At 65.1% G+C, this 14,574-nt stretch carries 12 protein-coding genes and 1 pseudogene; 10 read left to right on the forward strand and 3 right to left on the reverse strand.

Annotated features, from left to right (window positions below; translation table 11 throughout):
* Positions 1-63: 63 nt before the first annotated feature.
* Both cphA and IHV84_RS03835 read left to right on the forward strand, forming a co-directional pair.
* Entirely contained in the window at positions 64-2,643 is a 2,580-nt protein-coding gene (gene cphA / locus IHV84_RS03830) for a cyanophycin synthetase (protein WP_198845884.1), read from the forward strand.
* Positions 2,640-3,131, forward strand: coding sequence for a CreA family protein (locus IHV84_RS03835; RefSeq protein ID WP_198845885.1), 492 nt, complete (start codon positions 2,640-2,642; stop codon positions 3,129-3,131). The genes cphA and IHV84_RS03835 overlap by 4 nt, the downstream gene beginning before the upstream one ends.
* A 122-nt stretch (positions 3,132-3,253) precedes the next feature.
* On the opposite strand, the gene IHV84_RS03840 is transcribed toward IHV84_RS03835, so the two are convergent.
* Positions 3,254-3,901, reverse strand: coding sequence for a DsbA family oxidoreductase (locus tag IHV84_RS03840; RefSeq protein ID WP_198845886.1), 648 nt, complete (start codon positions 3,899-3,901; stop codon positions 3,254-3,256).
* A gap of 225 nt (positions 3,902-4,126) precedes the next feature.
* On the opposite strand from IHV84_RS03840, the gene IHV84_RS03845 reads away from it, so the two are divergent.
* The 8 genes from IHV84_RS03845 (at position 4,127) to arsB (ending at position 12,803) form a co-directional block, all read left to right on the forward strand.
* Positions 4,127-5,101, forward strand: coding sequence for a YcjF family protein (locus IHV84_RS03845; RefSeq protein WP_198845887.1), 975 nt, complete (start codon positions 4,127-4,129; stop codon positions 5,099-5,101).
* 276 nt (positions 5,102-5,377) lie between these two features.
* Positions 5,378-6,694, forward strand: coding sequence for an SPOR domain-containing protein (locus IHV84_RS03850; protein ID WP_233099688.1), 1,317 nt, complete (start codon positions 5,378-5,380; stop codon positions 6,692-6,694).
* Between the two features lie 162 nt (positions 6,695-6,856).
* Positions 6,857-9,391, forward strand: a complete 2,535-nt coding sequence (locus IHV84_RS20730) for an EAL domain-containing protein (RefSeq protein ID WP_198845889.1) — start codon at positions 6,857-6,859, stop codon at positions 9,389-9,391.
* Positions 9,392-9,518: 127 nt separating this feature from the next.
* Entirely contained in the window at positions 9,519-10,208 is a 690-nt protein-coding gene (locus tag IHV84_RS03860; protein ID WP_198845890.1) for a DUF3334 family protein, read from the forward strand.
* 124 nt (positions 10,209-10,332) lie between these two features.
* Positions 10,333-10,656, forward strand: a complete 324-nt coding sequence (locus IHV84_RS03865; protein WP_067512141.1) for a helix-turn-helix transcriptional regulator — start codon at positions 10,333-10,335, stop codon at positions 10,654-10,656.
* A 29-nt stretch (positions 10,657-10,685) separates the two neighbouring features.
* Positions 10,686-11,177 (forward strand): ArsI/CadI family heavy metal resistance metalloenzyme, encoded by a 492-nt coding sequence (locus IHV84_RS03870; protein ID WP_198845891.1) that lies wholly within the window; start codon positions 10,686-10,688, stop codon positions 11,175-11,177.
* A 13-nt stretch (positions 11,178-11,190) separates the two neighbouring features.
* Positions 11,191-11,697, forward strand: a complete 507-nt coding sequence (locus tag IHV84_RS03875) for an arsenate reductase ArsC (RefSeq protein ID WP_198845892.1) — start codon at positions 11,191-11,193, stop codon at positions 11,695-11,697.
* Between the two features lie 29 nt (positions 11,698-11,726).
* Positions 11,727-12,803 (forward strand): ACR3 family arsenite efflux transporter, encoded by a 1,077-nt coding sequence (arsB, locus tag IHV84_RS03880; protein ID WP_233099689.1) that lies wholly within the window; start codon positions 11,727-11,729, stop codon positions 12,801-12,803.
* A gap of 105 nt (positions 12,804-12,908) precedes the next feature.
* Here arsB and IHV84_RS03885 read toward each other — a convergent pair.
* A pseudogene (locus tag IHV84_RS03885) lies at positions 12,909-13,172 on the reverse strand (SMP-30/gluconolactonase/LRE family protein); the annotation flags it as partial.
* A gap of 31 nt (positions 13,173-13,203) precedes the next feature.
* A complete protein-coding gene (gene gudD / locus IHV84_RS03890) occupies positions 13,204-14,538 on the reverse strand; it encodes a glucarate dehydratase (protein ID WP_198845893.1) in 1,335 nt (444 codons plus the stop codon).
* Positions 14,539-14,574: the final 36 nt, after the last annotated feature.

The raw sequence follows: 14,574 nt of genomic DNA on the forward strand, positions 1-14,574 counted from the left end.
CTTGCTGCACGCGATGACACTCCAGCGCACGGCGCACTGACGGAACAAAAAGAGAGAATTTCCATGGATGTAACCCGCACCCGGGCCCTGCGTGGCCCCAACCTCTGGAGCCGCCACATGGCCATCGAGGCCGTGGTGACCTGTACCGATACCGAGCGCGCCATCGGCAAGATGGCCGGCTTTGAAGACCGCCTGCGCGCACTGTTTCCAGCCATTGGCGTGCTGCACCCCGAGGGGGGCGATAGCGACATCTCGCTGGCGCATGTGCTGCAAACCGCTGCCCTGGCCCTGCAAGCCCAGGCCGGCTGCCCGGTAACTTTTGCCCGCACCACGGCCACCACAGACCCCGGCGTGTACCAGGTGGTGGTGGAATACAGCGAAGAGGCCGTGGGCCGCAAGGCGTTTGAAGATGCGCAGCAGCTCATCCAGGCCGCCTTGGGCAACGGCAGCTTTGACGCCGACAAGGCCGTGGCCGACCTGCGCGAGCTGGACGAAGACGAGCGTCTGGGCCCCAGCACGGGCTCCATCGTGGAGGCCGCCGTGGCCCGGGGCATTCCCTACCGCCGCCTCACCCGCGGCAGCCTGGTGCAGTTTGGCTGGGGTTCCAAGCAGCGCCGCATCCAGGCGGCTGAGGTCGATTCGACCAGCGCCGTGGCCGAATCTATTGGCCAGGACAAAGACCTGACCAAGCGCCTGCTGCACGCCGCTGGCGTGCCCGTGCCGCTGGGCAAACCAGTGGAGACGGTGGAAGAAGCCTGGGAAGTCGCCCAGAAGGTCGGCCTGCCCGTGGTGGTCAAACCGCAAGACGGCAACCAGGGCAAGGGCGTGACGGTGAACATCACCGACCGCGCGCAGCTGGAAGAAGCCTACAAGAACGCCGCCGAATACGGCACCGTGATGGTCGAGCGCTTTTTGCCCGGCCACGACTTCCGCCTGCTGGTGGTAGGCGACCAACTGGTGGCCGCAGCGCGCCGCGAACCGCCCCAGGTGCTGGGCGATGGCCAGCACACCGTGCGCGAACTGGTGGATGTGGTCAACCAGGATCCCCGCCGTGGCGAGGGCCACGCCACCTCGCTCACCAAGATCCGCCTCGATGACATTGCCGTGGCCCGCCTGGCTGCGCAGAACCTCACGCCAGACTCCATTCCCGCCAAGGGCCAGCGCGTCATCCTGCGCAACAACGCCAACCTCTCCACCGGTGGCACCGCCACCGACGTGACGGACGACGTGCACCCCGAAGTGGCCGCCCGCGCCATTGCTGCCGCCCAGATGGTGGGCCTGCACATCTGCGGCGTGGACATGGTGGCCGAAACCGTGCTGCGCCCGCTCGAAGAGCAAGGCGGCGGCTTTGTGGAAGTGAACGCCGCCCCCGGCCTGCGCATGCACCTGGCGCCCAGCTATGGCAAGCCCCGCAACGTGGGCGCGGCCATGGTGGACAAGCTCTTTGCCCACGGCGACGACGGCCGCATCCCCATCGTGGCCGTGACCGGCACCAACGGCAAAACCACCACGGCACGCCTGATTGCGCACCTGTTCACCGCCCAGGGCCTGCGCGTGGGCATGACCAACACCGACGGCGTGTACGTGAACGGCCGCCAGATTGACAGCGGCGACTGCAGCGGCCCCAAGAGCGCCCGCAACGTGCTGCTGCACCCCGAGGTGGATGCAGCCGTGTTCGAGACCGCCCGGGGCGGCATCTTGCGCGAAGGTCTGGGCTTTGACCGCTGCCAGGTGGCCGTGGTCACCAACATTGGCGCGGGCGACCACCTGGGCCTGAACTACATCACCACGGTGGAAGACCTGGCCGTGCTCAAGCGTGTGATCGTGCAGAACGTGGCCACCACAGGCTACGCCGTGCTCAACGCGGCAGACCCCATCGTTGCCGCCATGGCACCGGCCTGCCCCGGCAAGATCATCTTCTTTGCCAGCGACCGCCACCACCCCGTGATGGCCACGCACCGCGCACAGGGCCATCGCACCGTGTACGTCGATGGCGACTCCATCGTGGCTTCTGAAGGCTCGTGGCGTGAAACCATTCACCTGCGCGACGTGCCCATCACACGCAACGGCCGGATTGCCTTCCAGGTCGAGAACGTCATGGCCGCCGTGGCCGCCGCCTGGGGCGTGGACATGCCCTGGCAGACCATCCGCCGGGGCCTGTCGGGCTTTGTGAACGACAGCGACAACGCGCCCGGCCGCTTCAACATCATGGACTACCGCGGCGCCACCGTGATTGCCGACTACGGCCACAACCCCGACGCCATGCGCGCTCTGGTGCAAGCCGTGGACGCCCTGCCCGCCAAGCGGCGCAGCGTGGTCATCAGCGGCGCGGGTGACCGCCGTGACGAAGACATCCGCGAGCAAACGGTGATTCTGGGCGCTGCGTTTGACGACGTGATCCTGTACCAGGACGCCGCCCAGCGCGGCCGTGCCGACGGCGAGGTGATGGCCCTGCTGCGCGAAGGCCTGGCTGGCGCACCGCGGACCACACACGTCGAAGAAATCCGTGGCGAATTCATCGCCATCGACGCCGCCCTGGCACGCCTGCAGCCGGGCGACCTGTGCCTGGTGCTGGTGGACCAGGTGGAAGAAGCGCTGGCCCACCTGGCCCAGCGCTGCGCTGACGCGGGACCTGCGGCATGAAGCCCCACGCGCTGGCCGTGCTGGCGCTGTGCGCCGCCCTTGGGTTGCCGGGGGCCGCGCAAGCAGCTGCGGGCGAAAAAATCGGCACGGTGGACACCGCCTTCCAATGGATCGGCCGCGACCACGACATCATCGTGGAAGCGTATGACGACCCTGGCGTGCAGGGCGTGACCTGCTACGTGTCGCGGGCACGCACTGGCGGTATCAAAGGCACACTGGGTTTGGCCGAAGACCGCGCCGAGGCATCGATTGCCTGCCGGCAGGTGGGGCCCATCAGCTTCCCAGAGCCGCTGAAGAAGCAGGAAGAAGTGTTCAGCGAACGCATGTCCATCCTGTTCAAGCGACTGCGCATCGTGCGCATGGTGGACGCTCCGCGCAACACCTTGGTGTACCTGACCTATTCCGAAAAGCTGATCGACGGCTCGCCGCAAAACAGCGTCACAGCCGTGCCGGTGGACAGGGCCCAGCCCATTCCGGTGCGCAAGTAAGCCGCCGGCTTCACCACCAACGTCCCGCAGCGGCCATCGTTGCGGGGCGTTTTTATTTGAGCATCAAAACGGCCTCTAGCGCTTTATCTATAAGCGCCAGCAGCTATCATTTTTGAAATCTCTCAAGACTGCGCTGCAATCTGTCGCAGGGCCTGCTCAAACACCTCCACCGGCTGCCCGCCGGAGATCAGGTGGCGCTCGTTGACGATGATGGCGGGCACCGAGTGGATGCCGTTTTGCAGATAGAACTGCTCGCGCTCGCGCACCTCGTCGGCGTAGCGGTTGGAGGCCAGCAGCGCACGCGCCTCGGCCGCATCCAGCCCCACTTCGCTCGCCACGCGCACCAGCACTTCGTGGTTGCTCGGGTTTTGCCCGTCGGTGAAATAGGCCTTGAACAGCGCATGTTTCAGCGCCTTCTGCAGGCCCTGCTCCTCGGCCCAGTGCAACAGGCGGTGTGCGTCAAAGGTGTTGTAGATGCGGCTGCGCTTGTCCATGCTGAAGGTGAACCCCAGCTCGGCCCCGCGCGCAGCGATGGCTTCGCGGTTCTTCTGGCTTTGCTCGGGCGTGGCGCCGTACTTTTCCTGCAGGTGCTCGCCAATGTCCTGGCCCTCGGGGCCCATCTGCGGGTTCAGCTCGAAGGGCTGGAAGTGCAAATCCAGCGCGACTTCGCCCTGCAGCCGCTCAGCCGCCTGCTCCAGCGCCTTGAGGCCGATGATGCACCAGGGGCAGGAGACATCGGAGACGAAATCGATCTTGAGCGTGGTGGTCATGTGCGGGCTTTCAGGGTGCAAAGCCGCCATCGTAGGCGGCCTTGGCGCCGGCCGCAGCATGGGCGGGGATGACCTTTGTTGCCCGCAGGGCTGCGCACCACCAAAAACCCCACGCCACCAGCCATTGATAGCGCGCCGACCCCCCCGATATGCCACGCTAACGCCCGCGCCCGGCCCACCACCCGCGCGCACTTACCTTGAATTGACCGTGGAAAGATCCCTCCCATGAACCTGCAGCAGCAACAGTCCGTCCTCACCATTGCCATGCTGGCCGCCTTTGCCGATGGCGCCAAAGACGACACCGAGCGCGAGGAGATTCGCCGCATTGCGCAATCGTTGGCAGCCGAGGGCAACATGCCCGACCTGCCCCGCCTGTACCAGGACGTGCTGCTGCGCCGCACCAGCCTGGAATCAGCCGCTGCCGCGCTGCAAGACCCCACCCACCGCCAGCTCGCCTACGAAATGGCCGTATGCGTGTGCGATGTGGATGGCCGCCAGACGCCTACCGAGCGCGAATTCCTGGCCCACCTCAAGCAGACGCTGCAACTGGGCGGCGCAGCCACAGATGCCTTTGATCAGGAAGAACAAGCCCTGCTCAACGCGCTGGACGACGCCACCGCCCGCACAGCCAGCTTGCCAGTGCCTGCGGCGGTGCCCAGCGGCCCCTCGGCCGCCGCCGTGCAGCGCGAAGCAGAGCTGGACAAATCCATCCTGAACTACGCGCTACTCAATGGCGCGCTGGAGCTGCTGCCGCAGTCATGGGCGTCCATGGCCATCATTCCGCTGCAGATCAAGATGGTGCACGCCATTGGCCTGGCCCACGGCGTGGAGCTGGACCGGGGGCACATCAAGGAATTCATCGCCGCGGCCGGGGTGGGCATGGCGTCGCAATACGTCGAGCAGTTTGGCCGCAAGCTGCTGGGTGGCCTGCTGGGCAAGGTGGCGGGCAAAACCATCGGCGGGCTGGGCGGTGCTGCCACCGGCATGGCGTTTTCTTTTGCCACCACCTACGCGCTGGGGCAGGTGGCCAAGCGCTACTACGCTGGCGGGCGGGTGATGAGCACCGCTATGCTGCGCGAGAGCTTTCAAGACATGCTCGGCCCCGCCAAGCAGTTGCAGACCGAATACCTGCCGCAAATCCGGCAAAAGGCAGCCACGCTGGATGCAGGGCAAATCATGTCGATGGTGCGAGGCGCCTGAGCACCGCACCCCGAGGCACGTCTTTGCCCCAAGTGCGCAAGCTTGCGCATTGACTCGCTATTTAATTGATAGCTGGTAGCGCTTACAGCCAAACGCCCAAGCCCTCATTTGATTCAAAATTTTGGCATCCTTTGGTAGGCCCCGCCCAGCCGCTGCCATGCTCCGGCCGTACTCTCCCGCGCAAGACGCATATGCGTAGCGGGGGGCCGCGCTACTGCACCGCGCCCCCGTGCTTTTGCCCGCATTGGGCGCTGAAGCGGCATGCCAGAATGCGGCATGCCTGCCCCTTTGGTCACCACACCAACCGTTGCCCACATGACCCTGGAGTCTCCTTCCGACAAGGCCATCACCAGCCTGTATCGGGCGGCCCTGGGGCCCGTGAACACCGAGCGCTACATGCCCGTGTTTGCCCGGCTGGACGCCGTGGGCCGCACGCTGACGAGCTGGCACTGGTCGGCCTGCTTCTTCACACTGGGGTGGATGGTGTTCCGGCGCCTGTGGGGCGCCGCGCTGGTGTATGTGGCGGCCGCAGAGGGTGTCGCACTGCTGGTGTTTGGCGTGGGCCGCCCGCTGCTGCAATGGCCGCAAGGGGTGGAATGGGGCGTGGTGGGCGCCTTTGCCGTGGTGGGCAGCGTCATCCCGGGGCTGTACGCCCACGCCATCTTGCACGCCGACATTCGCAAGCGCGTGACCAGCGCGCTGGCCGCCTCGGCCAACATTCCGCAGGCCTGCGACCTGCTGGCCGCGCAGGCCGTTTCGCGCAAGCGGCTGCATGGCGTGATAGGCGGGCACGCACTCATCGTGGCTGCGGCCTTGCTGGCCTATGTGCTGTTCCCCCAAGGCCTTTTTGACACGCCTGCAGCGCAGCCCGCTGCCGCGGCACCACAGCCCGCCAGCCGCGCGGCATCCTGGAACCAGCCCGAACCGACGCTGGCCACCGCCAGCCGCACTGCCGTGACCGCCTCAGTGGCGGCATTGCCTGCGTCTCCACAGGCACCGCTGCCTGAGCCAGATGCGGGTATCGCTGCCTTGGCTGCCTCCGCCCCCCTACCTGCCGCAGAGTCCTCCTCCAGCGCGTCTGCGCCCGCTGCAGCTCCGGCACCGACCGAGCCCGCCAGCCAAGCCATCGCAACCAGCGCGCAGTCGCCCGACAACCCCCGCAGCGCCAAATCAGCGGCGGCGAACACCGAGAAACGTACGGCGCCCCCGCCCGCCAGCAAGGCCAGCGCCCCCACCAAAGCTTCTGCGCCTGCGCCCGCCGCGTCCAAAACGGCCTCCGCCACCAAGTCCGCAGAACCTGCACGCCCCAAGCCAACCGCAGCAGCCAAAGCACCTGCGGAGGACCTGGCGACCGTGGGCTCGGCGCCTGGCTTCTACATCAACGTGGGCTTGTTCGCCGACGAAAGCAATGCGCGCAAGGCGCAGTCTCGGCTGCTGAACGAGGGGCTGCCCGCGTTTCGCCAGACGCTGGATGGCGCCAAGGGCACCCGCGTGCGCGTGCGGGTGGGGCCCTATGCGTCGCGCAGCCAGGCGGAAGCTGCCGCCGCCACAGTCAAAGCGTTGGGGCTGGAAGCCGTGGTGTTCCGCAAGTAGCCCTCACGGGAAAACATCAGTTGACAAAACCTCTTTCGTCAATACCGAACCCCACTACAAGGTTACTTTATGTAACCTTGTAGTGGGGTTCGGTGTTAAATTGATACAACATAGGCGCGGAGCATCCTCTCCACGCCCGAATCAGCAATTCACAGGCAGCCCGTGGAACTTAATCGCGAATTTCAACGCCGCAAAGATTTTTTGTCGTTAACCCCCGAGGATGAGCGCGCACTGCGCGGATTGCATTCTCTGCTGGGCGATCAAACCCCGGGGTTCGTGGAATCGTTTTACGACCATCTGTTGTCCTTCGGGGAAACGCGCGCGCTCATTCCCGACGAGTCCACACTGAACCGCCTCAAAAAGGCCCAATCCACCTACTTCAAGGCCCTGGTGGCAGGCGTGTATGACCGTCCCTACCTTGAAGACCGCCTGCGTGTCGGCCTGGTACATGCCAAGGTGGGCCTGTCCCCAGGCTGGTACCTGGGAGCTTACAGCCGCTACCTCACCGAGCTCCTGCCACGCGTTGCCAAGGGTATGGGGGAAGCGCAGACCGAAGAGCTGATGCACACCTTCCAGGCGCTCATCAAGGTGGTGTTTCTCGATGTAGGGCTGGCCATCGACAGCTACATCGCCCACCGCGACGATCTGATTGCCGACTTGCGCGACTATGGCGCGGCGTTTGCCAACCTGCCCTACGGCACGATGGTGGCCACGTCCGATCTGAAGGTGGTGTTTGCCAACCGGGCGTTTGAAAACCTGTTTGGCTTCTCCCCTAGCAACCTGCGCGGCTGCCCTCTGTCGAATGTGATGGATGTGTCCCATATCTCTGCGCTGATTGATGCCGCCATGCGCCAGCAAAGCGCGCGCGAGACGCTGGAGGTGCGCCCCCACCACAACCCGCTGGCCGTCCCCGTGAGCATCACAGCCCACACACTGCCCAAGACCGAAGCCGGCGACGAGCAGCGCTTGCTGCTGGTGTTTGAAGACCTGCGCGAACAAACACAGCTCACGCGCGAACTGCTCAACGCCCAGGCGGTGGCCAACATCGGCACCTGGCAGACGCATTTCGACGGTGCCATCACCCTCACCCCCCAGGCGGCGCGGCTTTTTGGCTGGCCCATGACCAAGCCGTTCACCTATGCGCAATTTCTGACCTCCATCCACGAGGACGACCGGGTTCGGGTGGATGCCGAATGGAACGCTGGCTTGCGCCTGGGTCGTTTCCGGTTTGAATGCCGGGTGCAGTCGAGCCCCCGCGTGCGCTGGGTGGAAATGCGCGGCGTGATTGAAAAAGGCCGCACGGACCAACCCATTCGCGGTTACGGCACAGTGCTGGACATCACCGACCGCAAGACCACCGAGCACGCCATGGAGCGCCTGGCGTTTTACGACTCGCTCACCGGCCTGCCCAACCGCACCAACGGCATGATGCTGGCGCAGCAAATGCTCGACCAGGCCCGGCAGGCAGGCGTGGCGGTCGCTGTGCTGTTTGTGGACTTCGACCGCTTCAAGGAAATCAACGACACCCATGGCCACATCGTGGGTGACAACGTGCTCAGCGAGCTGGCGGCCCGGTTTCGCTCGGCCTGCGCCAAGAATGATGTCTTTGCGCGCGTGGGTGGCGATGAATTCATGTGCGCTTACAAGCTCGCACCCGGCGAAGACCCACTGGAGCGGGCAAAGCAATTGCAGCACGCGCTCGGCCTTCCGGTGGTGTTCGACAGCCTGAAGTTTGAGGTAGGCGCCAGCATCGGCGTGGCCCTGTTCCCCGAGCATGGCGACAGCGTGGAAGACCTGCTCAAATATGCCGACATCGCCATGTGCGACATCAAGGGGCGCGGGGGCGACAGCCTGCTCTTTAACGAAGCGCTGGCCCTGAAGCTGGAGAGGCGCATCTCGCTGGGCGCCAAGCTGGCCCATGCACTGGCCCATTCGCAACTGCAACTGCACTACCAGCCCAAGGTGCACCTGGCCACCGGCACGCTGTGCGGCGTGGAAGCGCTCTCGCGCTGGTGCGACGAAGAGGGGCAATGGATCAGCCCGGCCGAATTCATTCCGGTGGCGGAAGAGCGCGGGCTGATCAACGAGCTGGGCGACTGGACGCTGACGCAGGCCGCGCGCGACATTCGCTACTGGCAAGAAGCAGGCGCGGCGGTGGTGCCCCGCGTGGCGGTCAACGTGTCTGCAGCGCAGATGATGGACGAAGGCTTTGCGGAGCGCGCACTCCACCTGGTGCGCGCGCAAGGGGTGGAGCCCCGCATGATCGAGCTGGAAATGACCGAATCCGCACTGATGAACGAGCCCGAAAAGGCGCGCCATGCGGCTTCGCGGCTGGTGCAGGCGGGTTTCTGCCTGTCCATCGACGACTTCGGCACCGGATACTCGTCGCTGGGGCGGCTGCAGAGCTTTCCCGTGTTCAAGCTCAAGATCGACATGTCCTTCGTGCGCGACATGGATACCAACGCAGGCAACCGCGCCATCGTCACGGCCGTGATCGGCATGGCCAAAGCGCTGAAGCTGGAGACGGTGGCCGAGGGCGTGGAGACTGCGGCGCAAGCGGCCTTGCTGACGGAGCTGCATTGCGACGAAGCGCAGGGCTACCTCTATTCCAAGGCCCTGCCACCGCAAGAGCTGCTGCAGCGCTGGCTGCAACAACCCACAGCAGTGACAGCCCCTGGCAGCACACCCAAGGCTTGAATCTGCCCCTGCGCAACCCCAGTGTTGTGCAGGGCACCACCCACGGAGCAATGCTGATGGCGGCCAACGCTTTCATGGCCTATGCTAGCGGGCACTGCTCCCTATCAACGCAACGCACATCGCCATCATGAGCATCCCTGATCAATCCGTCGTATTCGGCACCGAAGACCTGCTGATGAGCCTGTGCAACTCCGTCACGCGCGTGCTCTCCGTGGCCACACAAAGCCAGGTGCACTATTCCGGGATGGTGCAGCGCATCTCCAAAACCTGCCTGAAGCCCGACATTGGATGCTTTGTGCTGTTCGATGGCGGCTTCTCGGGCCTGGTCATCATCAATTTCTCTGCCTCCGCCGCGATGGAGCTGTACCAAAGCTACCTGCTGAGCATGGGGATGTCCAAGGAAGACCTGGTGTCTTCGTACACGTCTGATGAAGTCAGCAACGTGATGGGCGAACTGATGAACCAGGTGGTGGGCGACTTCACCGGCAAGATCCGCCGCGAACTGCAAACCCACATCACCCAGAACCAGCCCAAGATGCTGGTGCTGAACAAGCAGGTGATGCTGAGCGTGGACGCCAACCTCGACAACCCCGAGGCCCGCCGCGTGACCTTCTACACCGGCAACAACAACATCTTCTACCTGGAACTGGCCATCGACCGGACCGAGTTCATCAAGCTCTACGACTTCGAGCCCCAGGAAACCCCCGACCCCGACGCGCTGATGGCCCAGGCCCACCAGCCCGCGCCCGCTGCTGCAGCACCTGCCGCCGCGACGGACAGTGACACCGACGACCTGCTCAAGTCTCTGGGCATGTAAGGACAGCGGCGACAGCACCTGCCGCACACCTGCAGGCTGCCACACGCGGCCCAACGATCATGGCACCGGAAACCCCGGTGCTTTTTTCTTGCCTTGACTTCCATATTTCAATTATCATTGAATTATGGAAACCAATGATGTTGTCAAAGCCATGGCGGCGCTGGCCCAGGCCTCGCGCCTGGAGATTTTTCGCGCCCTGGTCGTGGCCGGTACCGAGGGCATGACGCCCTCAGCCCTGAGTGATGCCCTGGGTGTGGCGGCCAACACCCTCTCGTTCCACCTGAAGGAACTGACCAACGCCGGCCTGGTGGCGCAAGAGCGTGCAGGCCGCAACCTGATCTACCGCGCCCAGTTCGAGCGCATGAACGCGCTGATGGGCTACCTCACCGAAAACTGCTGTCAGGGCCAGGCCTGCCTGCCCGCGCAGACCACCCACTGCGCCTGCTGAGCCCCCCTTTTTCACCCCGGGAGATCCCCATGAAGCGCTTTCACGTTCACCTGCACGTCAACGATTTGGCCGCCAACATCGCCTTCTATTCGCGCCTGTTCAACGCCGCCCCCACCCGCGTGGAGGCCGACTACGCCAAATGGATGCTCGAAGACCCACGCGTGAACTTCGCCATCTCCACGCGCGGCGCGCAAGCAGGGCTGGACCACCTGGGCTTTCAGGTGGATGACGCGGCCGAACTGGCGGCGCTGAAGGAACGCGCCACGGCCGCTGACATGGCTTTGCTGGACGAGGGCGCCACCACCTGTTGCTACGCCCGCAGCGAAAAGCACTGGATCACCGACCCCCAGGGCGTGGCGTGGGAGCACTTTCACACGCTCGAAAACATTCCTGTGTTCAATGAAGCGGCAGCGGTGCCGCAAGGCGCCTGCTGCACCCCCAAAGCAACCGCTTCACCCCAGGCCACCACACAGGCCGCGTGCTGCGGCCCGTCCAAATCTTCTTCTTCCCAGTGCTGCTGACCTGAGGCCCCGAATGACCGAATCCACCACCCCTCTGAACGTTCTCTTCCTGTGCACCCACAACTCGGCACGCAGCATCCTGGCCGAAGCACTGCTCAACGCCATGGGCGAAGGGCGCTTCAAGGCCTATTCCGCTGGCAGCAGCCCGCGTGACAACCAGCAGCCCAATCCGCTGGGCCTGCAGGTGCTGCAAAAAGCCGGCATCCCCACCGAAGGGCTGCGCAGCAAAAGCTGGGACGAGTTTGCGGCCCCCGGCGCGCCCCACATGGACCTCATCATCACCGTGTGCGACAACGCCGCAGGCGAGGTGTGCCCCTTCTGGCCAGGCCACCCGGCCACCGCCCACTGGGGGTATGCCGACCCGTCCGAAGGCGATGGCAGCGACGAAGAAAAGCTCGAAGCCTTCCGCAAGACCCTGCACGCCATCCAGCGCCGCCTGTCGCTGCTGATCAGCCTGCCCGACGAAAAGCTGCACCACGCCATGCTGCAAAGCAGCGCGCGCGACCTGGCCAGCCACTGATCCTCCCCCACCCTCTGCTCCGTTTCCCCATGTCCACCCTCACGCCCACCTCCTGCCCACCCGCCGCGCCCCCCACCCAGGGCATGAGCATGTTCGAGCGCTATCTCACCGTCTGGGTGTTCCTGTGCATCGTGGTGGGCATTGCGCTGGGGCAGTTGTGGCCCGGCGCGTTCCAGGCCATCGGGCGCATGGAAGTCGCCCAGGTCAACCTGCCCGTGGGTGTGCTGATCTGGGTGATGGTCATCCCCATGCTGATGAAGGTGGACTTTGCCGCGCTGGGCGAAGTGCGCCAGCACATGCGGGGCATTGGCGTCACGCTGGTGGTGAACTGGCTGGTCAAGCCGTTTTCGATGGCGTTTCTGGGCTGGCTGTTCATTCGCCAGTGGTTCGCCCCGTGGCTGCCCGCAGACCAGATCGACAGCTACATTGCCGGGCTCATCCTGCTGGCCGCCGCGCCGTGCACGGCCATGGTATTTGTGTGGAGCCGCCTGACCGGGGGCGACCCGCTGTTCACCCTGTCGCAAGTGGCGCTGAACGACAGCATCATGGTGCTGGCCTTCGCACCGCTGGTGGCGTTCTTGCTGGGGGTGTCGGCCATCACCGTGCCGTGGGACACGTTGCTCACCTCGGTGGTGCTGTACATCGTCATCCCCGTGGCCATTGCCCAGGCGCTGCGCCGTGCCCTGCTGGCACGCGGCGCAGCGGCGCTTGATGCAGCCCTGGCACGCATTGGCCCCTGGTCCATCGGCGCGCTGCTGGCCACACTGGTGCTGCTGTTCGCCTTCCAGGGCCAGGCCATCCTCAACCAGCCGGTGGTCATTGCCTTGCTGGCCGTGCCCATTCTCATCCAGGTGTTCTTCAATGCAGGGCTGGCGTACTGGCTCAACCGCGCAGTGGGCGAAAAGCACAGCGTGGCCTGCCCCTCGGCGCTGATCGGCGCATCCAACTTCTTTGAACTGGCCGTGGCCGCCGCCATCAGCCTGTTCGGCTTTCACTCTGGCGCCGCGCTGGCCACGGTGGTGGGGGTGCTGATCGAGGTACCGGTGATGCTGCTGGTGGTGCATATCGTCAACCGCAGCAAGGGCTGGTACGAGCGCACTGCGTAAGGAAGGCATCGTTCAGAACATCAAAAATGATAGCTGCCAGCGCTTACTAAATAAGCGCTGGAGGCACTTTTGGCATCAAACTGCTCCCAGCACCCTTCCCACGCATCACACCGCCCCGTGGGCTTCCACATACAGGGCGTACAGCGAGTGCGAGCTGGCCATGTACAGGCGGTTGCGCTTGGGGCCGCCAAAGCACAGGTTGGCGCAACGCTCGGGCAGGCGGATGTGGGCCAGTGGCTTGCCCTGCGGGTTGAACACCATCACGCCATCCAGGTCTTCGGGCTTGCCCTTGAGCGGGTAGACCTTGCGGCCGCCCTGCTCCACCGGCTCGGCCTGCAGGGCGCCGTTGCTGCCCCAGCCGCACCACAGGGCAGCCGACGCAAGGAGTGGCAGGGCCTGCTCAGCGCACCATGCAGGGCAGCTTGTGGTTGAACTTCCAGCCGGGAATCAGGTACTGCATGGCGATGGCGTCGTCGCGCGCGCCCAGGCCATGCTGCAGATAGAGCTGGTGGGCCTTCTCGACTTCCACCATGTCCAGCTCCACCCCCAGGCCCGGCTTCTGCGGCACCTGCACATGGCCGCCCACGATCTGCAGGGGGTCTTTGGTCAGGCGCTGGCCGTCCTGCCAGATCCAGTGGGTGTCGATGGCCGTGACGCGGCCCGGTGCGGCGGCGCCCACATGGGTGAACATGGCCAGGGACACATCAAAGTGGTTGTTGGAATGCGAGCCCCAGGTCAGGCCCCAGTCGCGGCAGGTCTGCGCCACGCGCACCGAACCCGCCATGGTCCAGAAGTGCGGGTCGGCCAGCGGAATATCCACGCTTTGCAGCGACAGCGCGTGGGTGAACTGCCGCCAGTCGGTGGCAATCATGTTGGTGGCCGTGGGCAGACCGGTGGCGCGGCGGAACTCGGCCATCACCTCGCGGCCGCTGAACCCTTCTTCTGCACCGCAGGGGTCTTCGGCATAGGCCACCACGCCGCGCATTTTCTGGCCCAGGCGAATGGCGTCTTTGAGCAGCCAGCCGCCATTGGGGTCGAGCGTGACGCGGGCCTCGGGGAAGCACTCGTGCAGCGCCACCACGGCTTCCACTTCCTCATCACCGCGCAGCACGCCGCCTTTGAGCTTGAAATCGTTGAAGCCATAGCGCTCGCGCGCAGCCTCGGCCAGGCGCACGATGGACTCTGCCGTCATGGCCTTTTCGTGGCGCAGGCGGAACCAGTTGTTGTCAGCACCCGGGTCGGTGGCGTAAGGCAGGTCGGTCTTTTCGCGGTCGCCAATGTAGAAGAGGTAGCCCAGCATCTCCACGGCATCGCGCTGCTGGCCTTCGCCCAGCAGCGCGGCCACGGGCACGTTCAGGTGCTGGCCCAGCAAGTCGAGCAAGGCAGATTCCACCGCCGTCACGGCATGGATGGCCGTGCGCAGGTCAAAGGTCTGCAGACCCCGGCCACCGGAATCCCGGTCAGCAAACTGCTGCTGCATGCGCTGCAGCACCCGCTGGTAGGCGCCAATGGGCTGGCCCACCACCAGCTCACGGGCGTCTTCCAGCGTCTGGCGAATCTTTTCGCCGCCGGGCACCTCACCCACCCCGGTGTTGCCCGCACTGTCCTTGAGCACGACCAGATTGCGGGTGAAGAACGGGGCGTGGGCACCGCTCAGGTTCATCAGCATGCTGTCGCGGCCCGCCACGGGAATGGCGCGCAGTTCGGTCACAACGGGGGTGGAAGACGGGGTCATGGTCAGAGAGAGGAGTAGTTAAAAAGAGGGGCTGCT

It is taken from the genome of Acidovorax sp. IB03 (assembly GCF_016406015.1).
Lineage (GTDB): Bacteria > Pseudomonadota > Gammaproteobacteria > Burkholderiales > Burkholderiaceae_C > Acidovorax > Acidovorax temperans.

What these genes read in the sequence shown, in the direction of transcription:
- IHV84_RS03840 (WP_198845886.1), bottom strand. Translation starts at nt 3,901, where the DNA reads ATGACCACCACGCTCAAGATCGATTTCGTCTCCGATGTCTCCTGCCCC.
- IHV84_RS03845 (WP_198845887.1), top strand. Translation starts at nt 4,127, where the DNA reads ATGAACCTGCAGCAGCAACAGTCCGTCCTCACCATTGCCATGCTGGCC.
- IHV84_RS03850 (WP_233099688.1), top strand. Translation starts at nt 5,378, where the DNA reads ATGCCTGCCCCTTTGGTCACCACACCAACCGTTGCCCACATGACCCTG.
- IHV84_RS03835 (WP_198845885.1), top strand. Translation starts at nt 2,640, where the DNA reads ATGAAGCCCCACGCGCTGGCCGTGCTGGCGCTGTGCGCCGCCCTTGGG.
- IHV84_RS03870 (WP_198845891.1), top strand. Translation starts at nt 10,686, where the DNA reads ATGAAGCGCTTTCACGTTCACCTGCACGTCAACGATTTGGCCGCCAAC.
- IHV84_RS03865 (WP_067512141.1), top strand. Translation starts at nt 10,333, where the DNA reads ATGGAAACCAATGATGTTGTCAAAGCCATGGCGGCGCTGGCCCAGGCC.
- gudD (WP_198845893.1), bottom strand. Translation starts at nt 14,538, where the DNA reads ATGACCCCGTCTTCCACCCCCGTTGTGACCGAACTGCGCGCCATTCCC.
- IHV84_RS03875 (WP_198845892.1), top strand. Translation starts at nt 11,191, where the DNA reads ATGACCGAATCCACCACCCCTCTGAACGTTCTCTTCCTGTGCACCCAC.
- cphA (WP_198845884.1), top strand. Translation starts at nt 64, where the DNA reads ATGGATGTAACCCGCACCCGGGCCCTGCGTGGCCCCAACCTCTGGAGC.
- IHV84_RS03860 (WP_198845890.1), top strand. Translation starts at nt 9,519, where the DNA reads ATGAGCATCCCTGATCAATCCGTCGTATTCGGCACCGAAGACCTGCTG.
- arsB (WP_233099689.1), top strand. Translation starts at nt 11,727, where the DNA reads ATGTCCACCCTCACGCCCACCTCCTGCCCACCCGCCGCGCCCCCCACC.